This is a genomic window from Pseudomonas sp. LAM2023, assembly GCF_016620375.1.
Lineage (GTDB): Bacteria > Pseudomonadota > Gammaproteobacteria > Pseudomonadales > Pseudomonadaceae > Aquipseudomonas > Aquipseudomonas anuradhapurensis.
In genome coordinates, this window is sequence record NZ_JAENHV010000026.1 from 381,298 (window position 1) to 401,500 (window position 20,203).

Annotated in this window: 12 protein-coding genes; 8 read left to right on the forward strand and 4 right to left on the reverse strand. The window is 53.7% G+C overall.

What is annotated here, in order from left to right; genetic code table 11:
• Positions 1–12: 12 nt before the first annotated feature.
• The 7 genes from JKP78_RS16755 (at position 13) to JKP78_RS16785 (ending at position 14,198) form a co-directional block, all read left to right on the forward strand.
• Complete coding sequence (locus tag JKP78_RS16755) at positions 13–5,517, forward strand: glycosyltransferase family protein (RefSeq protein WP_200627011.1); 5,505 nt, start codon at positions 13–15, stop codon at positions 5,515–5,517.
• A 163-nt stretch (positions 5,518–5,680) separates the two neighbouring features.
• Positions 5,681–7,891, forward strand: coding sequence for a heparinase II/III domain-containing protein (locus JKP78_RS16760; RefSeq protein ID WP_200627012.1), 2,211 nt, complete (start codon positions 5,681–5,683; stop codon positions 7,889–7,891).
• Between the two features lie 15 nt (positions 7,892–7,906).
• Positions 7,907–8,290, forward strand: coding sequence for a hypothetical protein (locus tag JKP78_RS16765; protein WP_200627013.1), 384 nt, complete (start codon positions 7,907–7,909; stop codon positions 8,288–8,290).
• 48 nt (positions 8,291–8,338) lie between these two features.
• On the forward strand, positions 8,339–10,102 hold the full coding sequence (locus JKP78_RS16770; RefSeq protein ID WP_200627014.1) for a hypothetical protein: 1,764 nt from the start codon (positions 8,339–8,341) through the stop codon (positions 10,100–10,102).
• Positions 10,090–11,331: a glycosyltransferase family 4 protein gene (locus JKP78_RS16775; protein WP_200627015.1), complete on the forward strand. Its 1,242-nt coding sequence runs from the start codon at positions 10,090–10,092 to the stop codon at positions 11,329–11,331. The genes JKP78_RS16770 and JKP78_RS16775 overlap by 13 nt, the downstream gene beginning before the upstream one ends.
• Positions 11,331–12,545, forward strand: coding sequence for a glycosyltransferase family 4 protein (locus JKP78_RS16780; RefSeq protein WP_200627016.1), 1,215 nt, complete (start codon positions 11,331–11,333; stop codon positions 12,543–12,545). Before JKP78_RS16775 ends, JKP78_RS16780 begins: the two co-directional genes overlap by 1 nt.
• A 567-nt stretch (positions 12,546–13,112) precedes the next feature.
• On the forward strand, positions 13,113–14,198 hold the full coding sequence (locus JKP78_RS16785; protein WP_200627017.1) for a DUF6270 domain-containing protein: 1,086 nt from the start codon (positions 13,113–13,115) through the stop codon (positions 14,196–14,198).
• A gap of 258 nt (positions 14,199–14,456) precedes the next feature.
• Here JKP78_RS16785 and rfbC read toward each other — a convergent pair whose 3' ends face one another.
• The 4 genes from rfbC to rfbB are packed head-to-tail and all read right to left on the reverse strand — an operon-like array spanning position 14,457 to position 17,867.
• Positions 14,457–15,005 (reverse strand): dTDP-4-dehydrorhamnose 3,5-epimerase, encoded by a 549-nt coding sequence (gene rfbC / locus JKP78_RS16790; RefSeq protein WP_200627018.1) that lies wholly within the window; start codon positions 15,003–15,005, stop codon positions 14,457–14,459.
• Positions 15,005–15,886 carry a glucose-1-phosphate thymidylyltransferase RfbA gene (gene rfbA / locus JKP78_RS16795; RefSeq protein WP_200627019.1) on the reverse strand — a complete coding sequence of 294 codons (882 nt, stop codon included), beginning with the start codon at positions 15,884–15,886 and terminating at the stop codon, positions 15,005–15,007. The genes rfbC and rfbA overlap by 1 nt, the downstream gene beginning before the upstream one ends.
• A gap of 8 nt (positions 15,887–15,894) precedes the next feature.
• Positions 15,895–16,800: a dTDP-4-dehydrorhamnose reductase gene (gene rfbD / locus JKP78_RS16800; protein WP_200627020.1), complete on the reverse strand. Its 906-nt coding sequence runs from the start codon at positions 16,798–16,800 to the stop codon at positions 15,895–15,897.
• Positions 16,797–17,867, reverse strand: coding sequence for a dTDP-glucose 4,6-dehydratase (rfbB, locus tag JKP78_RS16805; RefSeq protein WP_200627021.1), 1,071 nt, complete (start codon positions 17,865–17,867; stop codon positions 16,797–16,799). Before rfbB ends, rfbD begins: the two co-directional genes overlap by 4 nt.
• Before the next feature lie 656 nt (positions 17,868–18,523).
• On the opposite strand from rfbB, the gene wecB reads away from it, so the two are divergent.
• The gene (gene wecB, locus JKP78_RS16810) at positions 18,524–19,666 is read left to right on the forward strand and encodes a non-hydrolyzing UDP-N-acetylglucosamine 2-epimerase (protein ID WP_200627022.1); all 1,143 of its coding nucleotides are present in this window, start codon (positions 18,524–18,526) and stop codon (positions 19,664–19,666) included.
• Positions 19,667–20,203 lie beyond the last annotated feature (537 nt).

Consider the following 20,203-nt stretch of genomic DNA (forward strand, 5'->3'; position numbering starts at 1 on the left):
GGATCAAACCGCATGAACAACCCCACGCTTGAGACCCTTACCGTGAACACTGAGCTGCCTTCACCTCTGGCCGATATTCATGACCGCGTGATGGAAGCCTATTACGGCAAGCTGGGGGATCAGTTCATGCGCGAAACACAGTCCCGCATCCACTGGATCTGCGCCCAGGTCAAAGGGCGCCGGATCCTCGATGTCGGCTGCTCGCAGGGCATCGTGCCCCTGTTGCTGGCACGGGAAGGCTGCCAGGTCATCGGTGTGGACACCAGCCCGCAGGCCATCGAAGAGGCCAAAGGCTACCTGTCTGCCGAACCGGCCCACATCCAGCAGAACGTCACGTATATCAATTCAGACTTCCTCGCGCTGGATGCACTCGAGGTAGAACCTGACACCGTTGTCATCAGCGAAGTGCTGGAACATCTGGTACGTCCCGAATTGTTCATCGAAAAAGCCTATGACCTGCTCAAGCAGGGGGGCCGGCTGGTGATCACCGTGCCGTTCGGGGTCAATGACTTCATTGACCACAAGCACACGTTCTACCTGGTGGAACCGTTCCGGCTGCTGTCGGAGCACCTGCAAATTGTCGAAGTGAAGATGCTCGGCAAATGGCTAGGCATCGTTGCTGTGAAGAGCGACACGCACAAGCCAGGCATCATTGACTCGATGACCATGGATCGCGTCCGTGAACTGGAAAGGGCGTTTGAATCGATCGAACGCACCTTGCGCGAGAATCTCGCCACAATGAGCAAGCGCCTGGAAGAGGCAAACAAGAAGTACCGCCTTGCTACTGAGCAAATCACCTTGCTCAGACCAGAAGCGCAAAAAGCTGAAGCGCTGTCGAAACAGTTGCAAATGCGCGATGCGGAAATCGCAGCACTGCAGAAATCCAGCCAGGAAATCCTTGAAGCCAAGGCACAACATGCCCAGGAGATTGAGGAGACTACGCAACGGTTGCTGGAAGCTAACAAGAAATACCGGGTGGCTACTGAGCAGTATGGCCAGTTGGAACAGCAACTAAAGGCGGTCGAGGAAGCTCGCGTACAAAGCCTGGCCGAGGCAAAGCAGCAGTTTGATGAACTGCAGGCCCGGCACGCAAGCACGCTGGAGCAATTGGCTGAGGTCACTGACGGGCTGCAAAGCTCCTCCGAAAACCAGGAAATCATTGATAGCCATATTGCCACCATCACCGAGCTTCGTGCTTATCAGGCCGCATTGAAAGCCGACCACGAAAGCCAGCAGCAACAAGCTGCTGAACGGCTGCGCGATGCTCAACAGAAGAACGCAGAGCACATTGAAGCGATCACCGCCCTTCGCGCCAAACAAGCAGCCCTGCAAGCCCAGATTGATGAATCGACCTGCCTGCAAGCTAAAAGCAATCAGGATATTGCTGAGAAAAACAACACAATCGCCACGCTGCGCATGCGCCAAGCGGAACTGGAAGCCGAACTTGAGAGCGAGTTGGAGTATATGAATGAATTGCAGGCCCAAACCCAACGGGCCGACGCTGCTCAGGCAGAGACCATTGCCTTGTTGAAAGCACGTCAAGCTGAACTGGAGAGCCAGTTACAAGCGATGAGCGAAACACAGGCACGCAGCCAGCGAGAGCATACCGCTCAAGCCAACACCATCAATACACTGGTGGAGGTACGCAATGGCCTGGAGGAGCAGCTGCATGCCCTGCTGCAGACCAGCACCCAAGCACAAGAAGCCCAGGCAGAACAGGCAGAAACCATTGCCTCGTTGAATCAGGCAAAGAACGAGTTGGTCGAACAGCTGGCGCTCGAAGTTGCCAGCCGCCAAGCGGCGGAAGCGAGCTTGGCGGCCACGAATGAGCAGTGGCAAGGCCTGCGGATGCAGTTAGAAAACGAGCTGAACTCGTCGAAAGCAGGCCTGGGCGCTGCAAACATGAAGTACCGTACTGTCAGCAGCGAACAGATTCCGCAACTGAAGGCCAACCTCAACCAGTTGCTGGAGCGCAGCGCGGCGCAACAGCGTAGGATCGATGAGCTCAACGCAAATCTGGAGCGTGCAAACACGCAACGCCATCTAGCTGAACAGCGTTTGGTCAAGACACGCGCCAGCATGACTTACCAGCTCGGCTATCAGATCAAGAACAGCGCCACTTCTTTGGGCGGGCTGGTAAGACTGCCAGTTCGCTTGTTACGCCTCTATCGCAAAGCCAACCAACAACGCCAGCAGAGTGAACAGAAGCGTATCGCCAACGAACCGATGAAGGCGCTGCTGCCCCCTGCACCGGTTGTTCAGGATGAGAGTTATCTTAAATTGCCTGCGGCTCTGGCGACCAGCGCGCATAGCCGCTCTACCCTCCTACGCCAGGCCGACCAACCCGTAAGCCGCTTGAAGATGGCTTGCGTAATGGACGAATTCACCTTCGGCTCCTATCGCTACGAATGTGAGCTGCTGCAGCTGACTCCGAACAACTGGAAGGCCGAGCTGGAAGGTTTCGGTCCAGAACTGTTGTTCATTGAATCGGCCTGGCGTGGCAAGGATGAGTTATGGGGCAGCAAGGTTGGCCACAACAGCCAAGAACTGCAAGACATTCTGCACTGGTGCCGCCAGAACAAAGTGCCCACCGTGTTCTGGAACAAGGAAGATCCTGTTCATTTCGAGACCTTCCTGACTACAGCCAAGCAGTTCGACCACGTGTTCACGACCGATATCGACTGTATTCATCGCTATAAAGGTGCGCTTGGGCACGACCGTGTCTACTTGCTGCCGTTTGCCTGCCAACCAGCCCTGCATAACCCGATCGAACTGTACGAGCGAAAGGATGCCTTCTGTTTCGCAGGTGCCTACTATGCTCGTTATCCGGAGCGCACCCGTGACTTGGGCAATTTTGTTTGCGAACTGCCGAAGTTCCGCTCACTGGAAATTTTCGATCGCAATTTCGGCAAGAACGACATCAATTACCAGTTCCCGGAAGAGTATCAGCCGTACATTGTCGGCACTCTGCCTTTCGAAAAGATCGACACGGCATACAAAGGCTACCGCTACGCGATCAACCTGAACTCGATCAAGCAGTCGCAATCGATGTTCGCGCGTCGAGTGTTCGAACTGTTGGGATGCAACACCATCACCGTCAGCAACTTCTCACGCGGTGTGCGCCTGTTGTTCGGCGACTTGGTTGTCACCACCGACAATGGTGAAGAAATGCTGCGCCGCCTGCAATTGCTGGCGCAAGACCCACTTAACAGTGACAAACTGAAGCTCGCCGCCCTGCGTAAAGTCATGCAAGAGCATACTTACACCCAGCGTCTGGATTACGTGCTCAGCAAGGTGACAGGCACTGTCAAGGCCCAACACCTGCCAGAAATTGTGGTCGTTTGCGAAGCACAGGATCGTCAGCAGTTCGACATGCTGCGCGCCCACCTGAACCGTCAAACCTACAGTCACGTCCGCATGGTCATCATCAGCGATGCCTATGAGAGCAGCATCGTCAGTGATGACCCCCGTATTCTTGTGCTCAGACCGACCCAGCTGAAAAAAACCAGCCTTGGCGAGCTGGTTGGCAACACCCCGTGGCTTGCTGCGTTTGTAGCAAGCGATTACTACGGCCCTAACTACCTGCTGGACTTGGCGCTGGCAACACGCTACAGCAGTGCACAGGTAGTGGGTAAAGCCGCTCATTTCACCTGCAAGGAGCAGGATGCCGAGTTGCTGTCGAATGAACTGGCATACCGCCCGGTGCAATCGCTGAGCGCAAGGCGTTCGTTGGTGGCGACTGAAATCGTTGCCGGCAAGCCACTGCTTAACTGGCTGAAGAGCCTGGCATCACTGGAGTACACGCACGAGCAAGGTTTGGCTATTGACCCATTCAACTACTGCGAGAATGGTGCGGAACGGTACGACAACATCGCCGCCAAGGTTGACGACCTGAAACTGAATCTCGGCATGAGCATCGACCAACTGCAAGCTCGAGCCCAAGCCATTGCACCTCTGAAAGTCAGCCATGACTCGCCGGAAATCACTGGCCGAGGCTTGGCTGATATCTTCGGAGTCAAGCACAACAAATTCCTGGAACTGAGCGTCGATGTGGATAACTGGCGCGTGAATTCCAGGCTGGCAGATGGCAAACATGAGTACGTGTATGCGCTGAACGAAATCAGCCTGGACCAGCTGAATATCCAGGACAGAAAGCTGAAGTTGTACCTGGACTGCACGCCGGGCCTGAACCTGCAACTAGTGGTGCTGTTCCTCGATGCGGAGAAGCAGCGGATCAGCCACGTGATGCAGCATGCCAACCGTAACCAGACTTCCGAGGTTCCGCCGGAAACCGCCTTCGTGCGCTTCGGTCTACGTGCCTATGCCTCCGGTAACACCGAAATCAAGGCTCTGGTGCTTGGCCACCGCAACCTGCAACCTTCGGAGATGCTGGGCCGTTCGCAACATCTGGTTGTCACCAATCATTACCCGGCCTACGAAGACCTTTATCGCAATGGCTTTGTGCACAGCCGAGTGATGGCGTACCGGCAGCAAAACCTCAACGTTGACATCTTCCGGCTGCGCAAGAACGAGGCGGTCAGCTATCACGAGTTCCAAAACGTGGACGTGGTAACCGGATGCCAGACTACGCTCGCCAAGATGCTCGAAAGCGGCCAATACAAAAGCGTGCTGGTGCACTTCCTTGATCCCGATATGTGGGAAGTGCTCAAGCGCTTCATTCACTTGGTCAAAGTAGTGGTGTGGGTACACGGCGCAGAAGTGCAACCCTGGTGGCGTCGCGAGTACAACTACTCGGATGAACATCAGTTGGCACTGGCAAAAGTCGAGAGTGAAAAACGCATGGCGTTCTGGCGCGACACGTTGAGCAACATGCCAGCCAACCTGAAACTGGTTTTCGTGTCTCGCTACTTTGCTGAAGAGGTCATGGAGGATGTGGGCTTCCGTATTCCTGAAGATCGCTACGAGATCATTCACAATCCGATTGATACGGAAACCTTCACGTACCAGGCAAAGCCGGAAGCACAGCGCATGAAAGTGTTGTCTATTCGCCCCTATGCATCGGCCAAGTACGCAAACGACCTTAGCGTCAAAGCCATCGAGTTGTTAGCAGAGAAACCGTACTTCAAGGATCTTGAGTTCCGCATGATCGGTGATGGCGCATTATTTGAGGAGACCCTCGCGCCGCTGCGTAAATTCAATAACGTCAAGATTGAGCGCGGCTTCCTCAAGCATCAGGAAATAGCAGCGCTACACAAAGATTACGGCCTGTTCCTTTGCCCGACACGCATGGATGCCCAAGGCGTGTCTCGTGATGAAGCGATGGCCTCCGGCCTGGTCGCCGTCACAAACGCTGTTACAGCGATCCCTGAATTCGTCAATGATGAATGTGGGATTCTTGCACCCGGTGAAGACGCCACCGCGATGGCAGAAGGTATCGCGCGAGTCATCGAATCACCGGAATTATTCTGCCGGATGTCCGCTGCGGCGCGTGTGCGTGTCGAAAAACAGACCGCGAAGTATTCAATCATCAACCGTGAAATCGAGCTGATTCGATAAGCATGATCCTGTTGCCAAGCCAACTGCTGGCATCTATGACCGCGCGGCAGGAGACCTGCCGCCGCAGCGGACTCTACGATCATCTATCAGCGAACTGACTGAGCGCCTTGTAGCGCCACTGAGGGCTGTGCTCTCTTCACTATTCAGAAAACACTACAAAGACATGCTTAAGAAAATCCGTGATCACTTCTTCAAGGACGAGGAAATCGAGGTAGGACCCGTGCCGGTGACGAATAAGCCGCCATTAGATTTCCTTTCCGACCGGGACATTCTGGATTACAGATCGTTCTGCAATCACGGGAGTGAAATCGACGAACCCTTCAACCTTCCGGGCTTCAGCGGTAACGCGCGTGCTGCGATGCCGAATGGCAATCCTGTATTTACCTTTGACGCGAACGCGAACATTTTTCAGATTCGCTTCAAAATGCCGCGACGCTTTCACGGGAACGGCCTGCACCTGAGGTTCCGCATCTCCGATTGGGCACAGCTGAATTACATCGGAGTGGGCTACACCTTCGAAGGCAGCTACCGCCATGTGAAAATCGTCAATGCTGCTCGAGGCGAGTGGATTGATTTCACCATCGGCCACAACGACCTGGCATTTGGTATTCAAAATGACTGGGAGGTGCCACCTGCCTGCGATATTGAAGAAATAAAACTCTATTTCAAAGGGCAGCCGTTAGAAGCAGGCTCGACGCTGGAAATCGAACGCCTTACCTGCTGGCGTGAAAATGACAAGCCGGCTGCCTGGCTGACAGAAGGTTTTGCAAGAGCGCCTCTTCCTGAAGCCCTCCGCGACTCGCTGTATGCCTATATGGAGAAATGCTTCAAAGACGTACCGACTCAAGCGACTGGTTACCTTGAGAAGAGCATCTGCCCACTCTACGGAAACATAGGCCTGGATTGGAACTGGCAATCGACCCTGCCAGACGAACTTGATTCTGTCGGCACTTACCGTTTTTCATGGCATTCGCTACATCCGGCAATCATTCTAATGTTGCATGCCCGGCAACAGAACAGCGTAGCGCCTCTGTTTGCGGCTCGGGAGTTCATCGGTAACTGGCTGGAACAAAGCTATTTCAATGCCGATGAGGACAGGAAGTTTGCCTGGTATGACCACGGCACCGCCGAGCGACTGCTGGCATTCCTGATGGTCTGGGATATCGGTGCGCTGCACCAGTTCGACACCCGCTTCATGCTGCGCCTGCGCGTGGCCATCTTCAAGCATGCCCAGTTACTGGCTTCGGAGATGTTCTACGCCTCACACCAGGCATCCCGCTACCACAACCATGCCTGGTTTCAGGACATGGCGCTGCTTGCAACCAGTCTGGCAATGCCTGACTTTCCATGCTCTGAACGCTGGCAATCGCTTGCCTTGTCACGCCTGACCGACCAGCTTGACACGTTGATCGTTCGCGATAATGGCTACGCGGTGTTCGTGGAAAACTCCATCGGCTATCACCAAGGTGTACAACGGTTGATTGCCTTCGCCGGTGAACTGGCGCAGCAGAGCTCACATAGCACGACCATTCCAACGGTCGCAGAGGAGTTGCTCAAGTTCTCCGACTTCTTGCGCTACCCGGATAATCGCTCCCCAGCGCAGGGCGATACGTTCCGCCGAGCTAACCCAGACCGGGAAACGGTACGTCATAGCGGTAATTACCGAACACCTTCCGCGACGATCCTGCCAACGGCAGGGTACGCAATTATCAAGGGCAACCATGCACAGACCGCTTACATGCTGAGCATGTTTGCAACTTCGCTGTGCAAGACACACAAACATCAAGACAACCTGTCTTTCACGTTGTTCATGGATGGTATTGAGTGGCTCATCGACCCAAGCTTCTACTCACATGAGTATCTCAAGCCAATACAAACCTTCCTGCGGGGCCCCTACTCGCACAACAACCCGGTTATCGGCGATGTGTCATACAGTATTGAACCGGGACACGCACAGCTCGCTGGTGAAGTCATTGACAACGACTTCGCCTTGCATGGCTCGCATGACGCCTTTGCCGACACCATCGTAAAACGTAGCATCACAGGGCATCTGGACCGTCTGCAACTCGATATCTGCGACGAGATTCATGCAGCGCTGAAAGACAAGCCCATGTTTAGCCTGTTTCACTGTGGTGACGGCACAAAGGTGACAAAGACTCAAGAAGGCGTGGAGATTCGTCATCCGGCCTCAGACTACCGAATTACCATCGCTTCAAATTGCCCCTGCACGATCGTCACAGGCTGGAACGACGATCAATTGGTGAAAGGCATAAGCGGCGTTGGATTTATGCAACAAATTGATACATCTATGGTTGCCTTTGAAATGAAGAGCGCCGAGAAAGCGCGATTCACCATTACAGCCCACCAAAACTAAAGCTTCGGTATAAACATGAAGAAGATTGCTCTGTATTCGCTGCTGGCCCTTTTCCTGACTGCTTGCGATGCACCTAACATGACCGACATCCAGCTTAAGGAAGGTCACAAGATTTCCTTGAACAATGTCAAAAGCACCAAAAGCTATATGGCAACCAAGGATGAAAAAGATCGCCAATTCCACTATTTTGAAACCACTGCCGACCTGAAGACCGTTTATCAGGACTTCAGCCAAGCATTGGAGAAGAATGGCTACAAATCAACCATCAAAGCCCAAAACGATTCGAGCATCCAGGTCTACTTCAGAAAGCCAAACGCCGCCATGATTGTTGCAAACTTCAAGCAATCCAATCCGAATCAGGCAGCTACCCAAGCGGTGCTTTCCTGGGCAGTAAACTGACGTAATACCCCGGTATGTTCAGGTGCAGATGAAACAAGGCCAGTTATCATGAGCGAAGCAAAAAGCGCAATCCCCAACTCAGGCCGCTGGATCTACTCCGTTGCTTCCAAAATAACTCGCAACATTCCGGGGCTGACGCTAACGATCATTACCTGCACCTTAGCGGCGCAGATGAGCTTATTGGCAGCCTCTTACCTGCCTCTTAAAGCGATCATTCTTATCGGCTCCCCCTCCATTCCTTCGTACTTCCCTGATTATCTCAAGGAATTTGAACAGAAGGATTTATTCATCCTACTCAGTGTGGCCGCTATTGCGTTCTACATGCTCTACCTCGCCTCTGAATCGATAACCAAAAAGCTAACGACGCTTGGCAGCGAAAAACTTGTAAGCAATAGCAGAAAACTAATCGTGTTTGATGGACAGGATGATGTAGCCCGCAAGGCCTACCTACGGCTCACACGCAGCCTGGCGGCTGTAATATTTCTTGCACTAACCATCGCCGCACTTGGGTTTATCTATTTAGAACTTACCATTGCCGTCATCTCGTTCTGGCTATGCATGGGGATTGCCGCCAAAACGATAACCGCGCTGAAAAAGGATCATTCAGCACCCACAACTGAAGGCACCTACGAACTCGTCAATTCAATGGGCTCCTTTGGCTTTTTGGCTGCATTTTCATATCTTGCCTATGATCTGCTGTCCGATACTCCTCCAAGCTTGCTTCCAGCCATTATCGGAGTATTGCTAACCCGCCAAATCATGCAACGCACCACTTTGCTTATTCAGGACGTGATGGTATTAAAAGAGCAGAGACTTCAGATCTCGGCGTTGTTTTTTAACAGCCATAAGCTGACAAGCGAATCCCAGTCTAAAGCAACAAAATTTTGGAATATCTTCACACGAAGCCAAATCGATTACTGGGTACCAGCGCTACTTAACGAGGCCACACAAAAAACATATACAGCGCACCATATCAACTGGCATCAAAGTGGTGTGCACGATATTTTTGCTCTCGAGGTAAAAGCGACATGCAATCTCGGAACAGCAGAAACATATCTTATCAAGATCTTCAACACCAATCGGAGTACTTTGGCTATCAACGAAGCCACTTTACTTTCCGAGCCCAACGTCCGGAATCTATGTACCATTCCTTTCGTTCATGCGACTGTACTTGATGGGTTTCATTGCCACATTTTCAGACCGGAGCACCTCAATAAAATACCGCCGGTTGAATTTTCCATACATCACCTTGAATTGACCAAACTGCTTATGAGAAGTACGCCTTCTCCATCATTGGTGCAAAAATATACTCGCTCCAGACCCCTGCTGTGGGACCGCCTAAGCGACCCGGCACTGGCTAATCTTGGCGAGGCACTTAACATCAGTGCGCATCACGATGCATTCAAGGAATTTATGCGACATATAGATCGCATTCGCTATCTGCTTCGCACCCTTCCTCTTCATGTTTGTAACGTTCAAGTAGGCAAGGACCAAATCTTCATTTCCACTACCGGCACCTTGACCGTTAGCCATTGGGGCAATTGGAGCCTTGAGCCTGTTGGCGCAAGCCTGCAGATATCCAGAAAATTAGAACTATTGCTACCCGAACTGCTACTTGAGCTAAAAGAGCAACGTGCAGACATGCAGTTAGTCACCGAACAGCACCTGCATTTCTCGGCACTGTGCTTCCAGCTTGATCAACTGCTCGTGAAGCAAAACTATTTATCGGCCGCAGAACTTATGCCCCAAATTTCACACCTGGCAAGCGCACTCAATCAACCCGTTTCAGAGGTGGCCGTATGCAACGTGTAGCCATGATCGTTTGGAATGAATTTCTCAATGATGCTCGTGTCCTGAAAGAAGCGCAAACGCTTCAGCGCGCAGGCTATGAAATTAGTATTTTTGCTTTGCATACACCGGGTGTCACCCGCCAACAAGAACGACTGAAAGACGGTATTAGAGTGTTCCGTGTTGCTCGTAGCCCGTTGTGGCGCTGGCGTAAAGGCAAAACTGTATCAATGCCTCCCGCTCAAGCAAGCAAACAAGCTTCCCTTGAAAAGCTGTCGTTCAAGCATCAATTTCTCCGGCTTATCGCTCGAACTTGGACGCACGCAGCCCTTCTTTGGCACATGATCCGGTATCGCCCTCATCTGGTACATGCCCATGATGTCAACACGCTTCCAACCGCCTGGCTGGCAGCGCGTTTAAGCCAGGCACGTTTGGTTTATGACGCCCATGAGATCAGCACCAGTCGCGAAGGTTATCAAAGTTTCCGCCGCATGGTGGGCTTCGTTGAAAAGAAGCTGATGCCTAAAGTCGATGGCAGTATTACTACCACTGAGGCTCGGGCGAAATACTTCGCCCGAGCCTATGGCGTGGCCCGCCCTACTGTTTTACAGAATCGCCCTCGACTAACGCATTGCCGAGGTTCGAACCGTATTAGAGAAGAACTTGGTTTGAAGGCACCATGGCCGATAATTATCTACCAAGGTGGCTTGCAACAAGGTCGTGGGCTCGAAAAACTTATCCAGACTGCCAAAGACGTACCGAATGCTTACTTTGTGCTTATCGGAGGTGGCAGGCTGACGCGAAGCCTGACCCAGCGCTGCGAAACGCTGGGCTTGCAGGAGCGGGTGCACTTCATTCCGACGGTAGCCTTATCAGAGCTTCCAGAGTATACGGCCTCTGCCGACATTGGCGTACAGCCAATTGAAAACACCTGTCTCAATCACTACACCACCGATTCCAACAAGCTCTTCGAATACTTGATCGCCGGCTTGCCTGTTGTAGCAACTGATTTCCCGGAAATACGTCGCATCGTGCGTAACAATAACGTGGGTATACTCGTGCCTGCCAACAACCAACCGGCCCTGGCGCAGGCGCTGAATCAGCTCGTCATAGACCTTGATCTACGCAAACAATTTTCCAATAACGCACAGCTCACCGCAAACACTTTGAACTGGGAGGAGCAGGAAGCTCGTCTGGTAAATCTGTACCAGCAAATACTCTCTTCAGCCTCTTCAGAAATACAGGCCCGATGATGACTACCAAGATCCTGCTGCTAAGCTTTTACTACCCACCAGATCTCTCGGCCGGTTCATTTCGTGCAGAAGCGCTAGTCAACGCCCTACGGAGCGAGTTGGGCGAGCACGTCGACATAGATGTGATCACTACACGCCCTAACCGATACCACTCTTTCACAGCAGATGCGGTGAGCCTTGAATGCTCCCCGCAGCTTACCATAAGACGGATTGATATCCCGACACATCGAAGTGGAATCAAAGACCAGACCAAAGCCTTCATTAGCTTCGCTATCAGTGCTTTAAAGATTACAAAAAAACAAAACTACGATTTGGTGTTCGCCACGTCGTCACGCTTAATGACCGCATCGCTTGGTGCCCTCATCGCGCGGCGCAATGCCTGCAGCTTGTACCTGGATATACGTGACATATTCGTGGACACTCTACGCGACCTCCTGCCCTCTGGCTGGGGGCGTTTCGCGGCTTCAATTTTTTCACCACTTGAACGCTGGACAATAAACAACGCAACCCGGGTAAACTTGATATCACCTGGATTTTTGCCCTACTTCAATACTCGCTATCCAGATCGAGACTTTACCCTTTACACCAACGGCGTGGACGATTTATTCATCAACAAAATATCGGCATCGCAGTGGACCGAACATTCAAAGACCTACCCCAAAATTAAAGTAGTTTATGCAGGCAATATCGGCGCCGGCCAAGGACTCCACCAGATTATTCCAGAACTCGCAAAAAGACTCTCAAACCAAGTTGAGTTTCATTTGATCGGAGATGGCAGTACATCAGAACACCTCAAAAAAGCCCTAGAGCAGGCCCAGGTTGATAACGTCATTATTTCGCCCCCCATGAAGCGAGATGACCTGATCCACATTTACCAACAAGCGGACGTTCTTTTCCTGCATTTGAACAACCTAAAAGCCTTTCGCCGCGTTCTGCCTTCAAAACTTTTCGAGTATGCCGCCACTAACAAACCTATCTGGGGCGGCCTGTCCGGCTATGCGGCTCGCTTTGCACAAAAACATATCAAGAATACTGCAATCTTTCGGCCTTGCGACATAGATTGCGCTATTGAGGCACTAAGCCTACTAAAAATGCAGCAAACTCCGCGATCTGATTTCGTTGACCAATTCTCGCGACATAACATCAAGAAAGAAATGGCCAAGGACATATTGAAAATTTCCCCAAAACACCTGTGCCGGAGCACTAAAAATTGAAGCATAGCGAATATGCTGCTATTGGAGCTGCGAGATCTACGTTGAACTGAAGATTATTTTTCGCGCCTAAAAACACTCTTGCCGTACTGTCTTAAACGAAATAGGCTCTTATTCTCCTCCTTTGCCTCCACTCGTCCGGATCGATGCCCTCTCAGGTATCGCCTCCCGAAGCGCCTCTGCCTAACAAAAAATGAACTCTCACCCCGGCTGTGGGTCCTACCCTTACGCCCATACCATCTTGGACGAAACGAGAACCACCAGACCGGCATGAGCGCTATTCGCCACGATTTTAGTATTGTGACGTACTACGAATTTCGACGCCTCACAGGCGCTGCGTGGTCGTTGCATTCTCCTATCATGCTCGGGATAATGGTTTTTCAGTTCCCTAAAGGGTGCAAATTGGATCCTATATGACCGCCACTACTAGCGACCCTGTGAATATCAAAGCGTGTCAGCCTAACGCCAAGATAATCCAGTCGGGTCCATCCAAAAGCCTTATGGATTTTGTAGCAGCGTCATGCGATGCACTTCCAATGCTGCGTCACTCCAGAAGGCTAGAACAAGACAGTGATTAAAAATCTAATTATTTATGGCAGCTGCGTTTCCCGGGATATATTCAACCTAGAAGCAATCGACGACTTCAAGCTCCTAGAATACTATGCCAGATGCTCTATGGCTTCGCTATGCAGTGCGGCCTATGCGAACGAAGACGCATTGCAACGCATTCCTTCCGCTTTTCGACGCCGCATGGTGGCCTACGACTTCTCGAAGGCAATATTGTCCGAAAGCAACCATTTCGATGACTCGGACATAATTTTAATCGACCTTATCGATGAAAGATTTGATCTTATAGCCTTGCCGTCAGGCCAAATAATTACGCTCTCAAATGAACTCATAGAGAGCGGATTGCTTGAGGATGGGTCCGTCACCGGTTACAGGATCATTCCTCAGGGGTCCTTGGAGCGTCGTAGCCTCTGGCTTCAAGGCATGCAGAAACTATTTACCTTCTTGAGAGACCGAAACAAGCTTGACCGAGTCGTCATCAATAAGGTCTTCTGGTCGTCAACGTTTGAAAAAGAGAACGACACCCATCTTCCTGTAGCGCCTGCTTTAATTGAAAAAGCCAATGCCGAACTGAGCTGGATGTATGAAGTGCTGGCCCATGAATTGGCCGAGCACCAGTTCATGAACTTTTCACCAGCACTATTGACTGCCGCCGAGCAGCATAAGTGGGGTGTTTCGCCGTTTCATTACTGTGAGGGTTACTACGCAGAAGCCCTCATGCAAGTCAGAAATAAATTTGAATACCTGCACGAGGCGACTATAGAAGCTCCGCTGATGCCTCGCCCCTATCCACCACCAATTTCTCTGGGCGCGAAGCTCACCGTAGCCGCCATTAAAACAGACGAAGAGATCTTTGTACATTGCTCTTTAGTCATTGATGGAAAGTTCCAGGATAATGGGAACTTTGCTTTCTACCTTGTAGTCGACGGCGCACGCCGTGATGTTCGTTGGTATAACTCCTCGGCAGACGCCCGTTTTCCGACTCCAAAGGCGTACAACACATTGGAGATTATGGCTTTTTACAAAGACATACTCGGAGAGCATATATCTGCAAGATGCAGCGTGAAACAAATTGACGACGTTGAATAACCACGCTCGGCACTAGCAAGCGGCATCTGGTAGGTACTTCAGGTATCTATGCCCCTCTAAAGCGACCGAGTCGTCGTGTGATTCAACCAGGCTCTACGAAGATCGATGTCGCAAAGACCGCATGAATCAAGCCAGTGAAACCATGGCGGCAAAGCGTTTCGCGAGCTTGTCAAAGCATGCCACGATCGGAGATCGAGCGCCGCGCGGGCGGCGCTCGATCTCACAGACGCCCAACTTCTCACCCCCCAACTGACACCATCAGTCAAACAGCTCCGCCTCGCCCAGCGCCTTGCCCAGCTTGTCCTTGGCTGACAGCGTAGGCTCGAAGTCTATCGGCCACTCGATGGCAATCTGCGGGTCATCCCAGGCAATGCAACGTTCGCTCTGGGCCGCGTAGAAGTCAGTCGTCTTGTAGACAAATTCCGCAGTCGCACTCAGCGTCACGAAACCGTGAGCGAAGCCCGGTGGAATCCACAGTTGGTTATGATTTTCCGACGACAACACCGCACCCACCCATTGACCGAAGGTGGGCGAACTGCGGCGGATATCCACGGCCACATCAAACACTTCACCCTGCACCACGCGCACCAACTTGCCCTGGGCATGGGGCGGCAGCTGGTAGTGCAGGCCACGCAGTACGCCCTTCACCGAGCGGGAATGGTTGTCTTGAACGAAGTCTGGGCGCAGGCCAGTCGCATCACTGAAAACACGCTGGTTGAAACTCTCAAAGAAAAAGCCCCGCTCATCACCGAAAACCTTTGGGCTGAACAGGAAAACTTCAGGGATGGCCAATGAAACAGCGTGCATCAAAATACCTTCACTTCAAGCAGGTTCTTCAAATATTGCCCGTAACCATTCTTGAGTAACGGCTGGGCAAGGCGTTCAAGCTGTTCAGCGTTGATCCAGCCCGCGCGATAGCAAATCTCTTCAGGGCAGGCGACCTTGAGGCCCTGGCGCCGCTCCAAGGTGGCGATGTACTGGCTAGCATCCAACAGGCTGTCGTGGGTGCCGGTATCCAGCCATGCATAACCACGCCCCATGATTTCAACCTGGAGCTGCTGTTGTTGCAGGTACAGGTTGTTGAGGTCGGTGATCTCCAGCTCGCCGCGTGCCGACGGTTTCAACTGCCTGGCCAGGTCCACGACCTGGTTGTCGTAGAAATAGAGCCCGGTGACCGCATAGTTGGACTTGGGCGCTTTCGGCTTTTCTTCAATCGACAATACCCGGCCCTTGCCATCGAACTCGGCGACACCGTAGCGCTCCGGGTCCTGGACGTGGTAAGCGAAAATACTGGCCCCGCTGTGCTGCTGGTCCGCATTGAGGAGCAACGACTGGAAGTCGTGGCCATAGAATATATTGTCACCCAGCACCAGGGCGGACGCGGCGTTGCCGATAAAGTCCGCGCCGATCATGAACGCCTGGGCCAACCCGTCCGGGCTCGCCTGCACAGCATACGAAAGATTGATGCCCCAACGGCTACCATCCCCCAGCAATTGCTCGAAGCGTGGCGTGTCCTGGGGGGTCGAGATGATCAGGATGTCACGAATGCCAGCCAGCAACAGCGTACTGAGCGGGTAGTAGATCATCGGCTTGTCGTATACCGGCAACAGCTGCTTGGACACAGACAGCGTGGCGGGGTGCAGGCGGGTACCAGAGCCGCCCGCCAGAATGAGTCCTTTACGTGCCATAACAATTCCTAGCGCTGGATTTCGTCCAGCATGCGTTGCACACCCTGTTGCCAAGGCGGCATCTTGAGGTTGAAGGTCTCTTCGAGTTTAGCCAATGCCAGCCGAGAATTGCGCGGGCGTAACGCCGGCAACGGGTAATCCTCGGTACCGATTGCGACCAGTTGTTCGGCTGAAACCTTCAAGGCAACCCCGCTATGGCGGGCATGCACCAATACGAACTGGGCATACCCGTGCCAGCTAGTTTCACCGGCTGCTGCAAGATGGTAGGTGCCAGCCAGGCGACTCGCATCGTGAGCACTAAAGAGCCGATGCAAAATATGGGCAGTGACATCGGCGATCAGCTCTGCACTGGTGGGGGCTCCAACTTGGTCCGCCACTACCCTGAGTACATCGCGCTCGGCTGCCAGGCGCAACATGGTCTTGGCAAAATTCTGCCCGCGCGCAGCATATACCCAGCTGGTACGCAGCACCACGGCAGCGGCGCCGCTGGCCTGGATGGCCAACTCGCCCTCGCGCTTGGTACGGCCATAGACAGACAACGGAGCGGTGGGGGCATCCTCTTGCCACTGCGCCTGGCCACTGCCATCGAACACGTAATCTGTGGAGTAGTGGATCAGCCAGGCGCCCAGCTTCGCCGCCTCACGCGCCAGAACGCCTGGCGCTTCGGCATTGATTCGAGCAGCCAGTGCTGGCTCGCTCTCGGCCTTGTCCACTGCCGTGTAGGCCGCTGCGTTGACGATCGCATCCGGGGCCAGCGAGCGCACTGTAGCAGCCAGGCCCTCGAGGTTGCTCAGATCGCCGCACAGGCCGTTTTCAACGTGGCGATCAAGGGCGATTACTTCGCCCAATGGCGCGAGGGCGCGCTGCAACTCCCAACCGACTTGGCCATTTTTCCCCAACAGCAAAATCTTCAATCGTTGTTTACCCCATACTGCTGCGCAACCCAGTCGCGATAACTGCCGTTCATGACGCCGTCGACCCACTGCTGGTTGGCCAGGTACCAGGTCACCGTCTTGCGGATGCCGGATTCAAACGTTTCAGCAGGCTTCCAGCCCAGCTCGTGCTCGATCTTGCGTGCATCAATGGCATAGCGGCGGTCGTGGCCCGGGCGGTCGCTGACAAAGCTGATCTGGCTGGCGTAAGGCTGGCCGTCAGCCCGCGGGCGAAGCTCGTCGAGCAGTGCGCAAACGCGCTGGACAATTCCCAGGTTAGGCATCTCGTTCCAGCCGCCAACGTTGTACACCTCCCCCACCTGCCCCGCCTCAAGCACCCGGCGGATGGCGCTGCAGTGATCCTTGACATACAGCCAGTCACGAATCTGCTGACCGTCGCCGTAGACCGGCAGCGGTTTGCCGGCCAGCGCATTGACGATCATCAGCGGGATGAGCTTTTCAGGGAAGTGCAGCGGCCCATAGTTGTTAGAGCAATTGGTGGTCAGTACCGGCAGGCCATAGGTGTGGTGATAGGCGCGGACCAAGTGATCGCTGGCCGCCTTGCTGGCCGAGTACGGGCTGTTTGGCTGGTACTGGTGGGTCTCGGTAAACGCAGGCTCACCGGCCTTGAGCGAACCGTAGACCTCATCGGTGGACACGTGCAGGAAGCGGAACGCCGCCCTCTCCTGCGCACTCAGCGCTTGCCAGTAGCCGCGCACGGCTTCCAGCAACTGGAAGGTACCCACCACGTTGGTTTCTACGAACGCCTGCGGCCCATGGATGGAGCGGTCGACGTGAGACTCGGCGGCAAAATTGAGCACGGCGCGCGGGCGGTGTTCTGCCAGCAGCTTTTGTACCAACGCCCCATCACCGATATCCCCCTGCACGAACACGTGCTGCGGATTGCCTTGCAGGCTTGCCAGGCTCTGCAGATTGCCGGCGTAGGTCAACTTGTCCAGGTTGACGAGGGTTTCGCCTGACTGGCTTACCCAATCCAGCACGAAATTCGCACCGATGAAGCCGGCGCCGCCGGTTACCAGGATTGTCATAGGGTTGAACGCTTCTCGAGTGAGTGTCGGTTAGAAAATAGCTGGCGCAATTCTAGACGGGAATGTTGCAGGAGTGTTGTGGTAAGACGTCGCTCACGCTTTGAGCGTGGTACCTTCATTAGCGGCAAGGAACCCATGAAGCATTCCTGCATAAGCGCGTCCAGGCGCGCAGGCACGGTCTACACGCCTACTCCTCCGGTCGCTCTGCGGCCTTGTTTGCCTCCACGCCTGCCTGAACAGGTAGTCCTGCAGCTTGGTGACTGGATGCGCCCTCCCTATACATGGCCCATCCCCGGCATCACCGGGTAGCCATGACGGGCTGGCGCAAACCACAGCCACATTTAAAAACGATTTAATTGATCGATAACGCACATTGACATCGATTTTATAGGCATCATCCGCGTTCAGCTCGACCAAGGGGAGCACGCGCCCTTGGAGGTGTCTTTCCGATCGCCAGATGATAGATTTGGAGGGCCCGGAAGACTCGCCGCTCAGGAAGGAATCGAGGCGAGTGGTTTATCAGATTCAGCGCCTGGCACTGCGGTATTCCGTCTGCTACCAGCCAACTGCCATAGGGGCTCCACTCTGCGTATCTCGTTTTTGGCCCCATTGCGCCTGCCCTATCCACCTCAATCCATCGCATAGAAGACGTTGCCGTGTTACTCAAGACTCTTACCGTGTTTGGCACCCGCCCAGAGGCCATCAAAATGGCCCCCCTGGCTCTCAAACTTGCCCAGGACGACCGCTTCGAGTCGCGTGTATGCGTGACCGGCCAGCATCGCCAGATGCTTGACCAAGTGCTTGAACTGTTCGAGATCACTCCAGACTACGATCTGAACATCATGAAGCAGGGGCAGGATCTGACCGATGTGACCACTGCCATCCTGCAGGGTCTCAAGCCTGTGCTGACCGAGTTCAAGCCAGACGTGGTGCTGGTGCATGGCGACACCGCAACAACCCTGGCCACCAGCCTGGCCGCCTACTATCAGCAGATTCCTATTGCTCACGTAGAGGCCGGCCTGCGCACAGGCAACCTGTATTCGCCCTGGCCTGAAGAAGGCAACCGCCGCCTGACCGGCGCATTGGCCGCCCTGCATTTCGCGCCGACCTCCACTTCAGAGGACAACCTGTTGAAGGAAGGGATCGACGCCACGACCATCCATACCACCGGCAACACCGTGATCGACGCACTGCTAGAGGTGGTGCGCAAGCTGGAAAGCCCTCAGCTGAAAGGCCAGTTCGAAACCCAGTTCAGCTTCCTGAACCCGCAACGCCGCATGGTGCTGGTCACCGGTCACCGCCGCGAAAACTTCGGTGGCGGCTTCGAGCGCATTTGCCAGGCCTTGGTACAAACCGCGCGCCAGTTCCCTGACGTGGACATCGTTTACCCGGTGCACCTCAACCCCAACGTGCGCGAACCGGTCAACCGCCTGCTGGCCGACGTCAGCAACATTCATCTGATCGAGCCACTGGACTACCTGCCGTTTGTCTACCTGATGAGCCGCTCGTACCTGATCCTCACCGACTCCGGCGGCATCCAGGAAGAAGCCCCTGCCCTGGGCAAGCCGGTGCTGGTAATGCGAGACACTACGGAGCGCCCGGAAGCAGTTGCGGCCGGCACCGTGAAGCTGGTCGGCACCGACGTGGCTTCGATCACCGAACATCTGGCGCAACTGCTTACCGATGAAGCGACCTACACTGCCATGAGCTTCGCCCACAACCCTTACGGCGACGGCGAGGCATGCGCGCGGATATTGGACGTTCTTTCCAATTTCGCCAGCAGGAAAGAGTCAGCATGAGTTTCAAATAGACCGTCTACCTGGATAACTAGGGCCTTCTGATTACCACAGTCAGAAGGCTGCTTGTAAAGATGCGCTTCATTAAACGCTCCCAATAATAGAGCCGTTTATATCGATGACCGTATTGCTGCCAGCAGTACGACCATCAAGGGGAGCCGAAAAGTTGAGGAGTACTGTACTTTCTGGCTCGCTCCGTCATGCCGCATCGAAGCACAGCATTCAAGATACTGGGATCATCAACAACCAGTGCGATTTGGCGATCTGCGTTGGCAAGTCGTATCATCAGGACAATGCCTGGTCATCATGATCATCATTCCAAGGAAGCGCTCGAGTGCAAAACATTGGCATGCATGAACATGTAACTTGTACATAATAACATCCAATTGCTCTTACTATAATACGCCTTTAGGTAAGTATTGGTGAGACAGCCGTTGATGCTCTCATTACGGCCGCCACGAGCTATGCGTCTCGCAAAAGTGAATCGCCAAGCCGGTATATGGGTGAATTCGTCATGGTGCGCCATCTCTTGCCTTGGTC

Coding starts and splice junctions, on each gene's coding strand:
- rfbB (WP_200627021.1), bottom strand. CDS start 17,867: ATGACAATCCTGGTAACCGGCGGCGCCGGCTTCATCGGTGCGAATTTC.
- JKP78_RS16760 (WP_200627012.1), top strand. CDS start 5,681: ATGCTTAAGAAAATCCGTGATCACTTCTTCAAGGACGAGGAAATCGAG.
- JKP78_RS16775 (WP_200627015.1), top strand. CDS start 10,090: ATGCAACGTGTAGCCATGATCGTTTGGAATGAATTTCTCAATGATGCT.
- JKP78_RS16755 (WP_200627011.1), top strand. CDS start 13: ATGAACAACCCCACGCTTGAGACCCTTACCGTGAACACTGAGCTGCCT.
- rfbC (WP_200627018.1), bottom strand. CDS start 15,005: ATGCACGCTGTTTCATTGGCCATCCCTGAAGTTTTCCTGTTCAGCCCA.
- JKP78_RS16770 (WP_200627014.1), top strand. CDS start 8,339: ATGAGCGAAGCAAAAAGCGCAATCCCCAACTCAGGCCGCTGGATCTAC.
- JKP78_RS16780 (WP_200627016.1), top strand. CDS start 11,331: ATGACTACCAAGATCCTGCTGCTAAGCTTTTACTACCCACCAGATCTC.
- rfbA (WP_200627019.1), bottom strand. CDS start 15,886: ATGGCACGTAAAGGACTCATTCTGGCGGGCGGCTCTGGTACCCGCCTG.
- JKP78_RS16765 (WP_200627013.1), top strand. CDS start 7,907: ATGAAGAAGATTGCTCTGTATTCGCTGCTGGCCCTTTTCCTGACTGCT.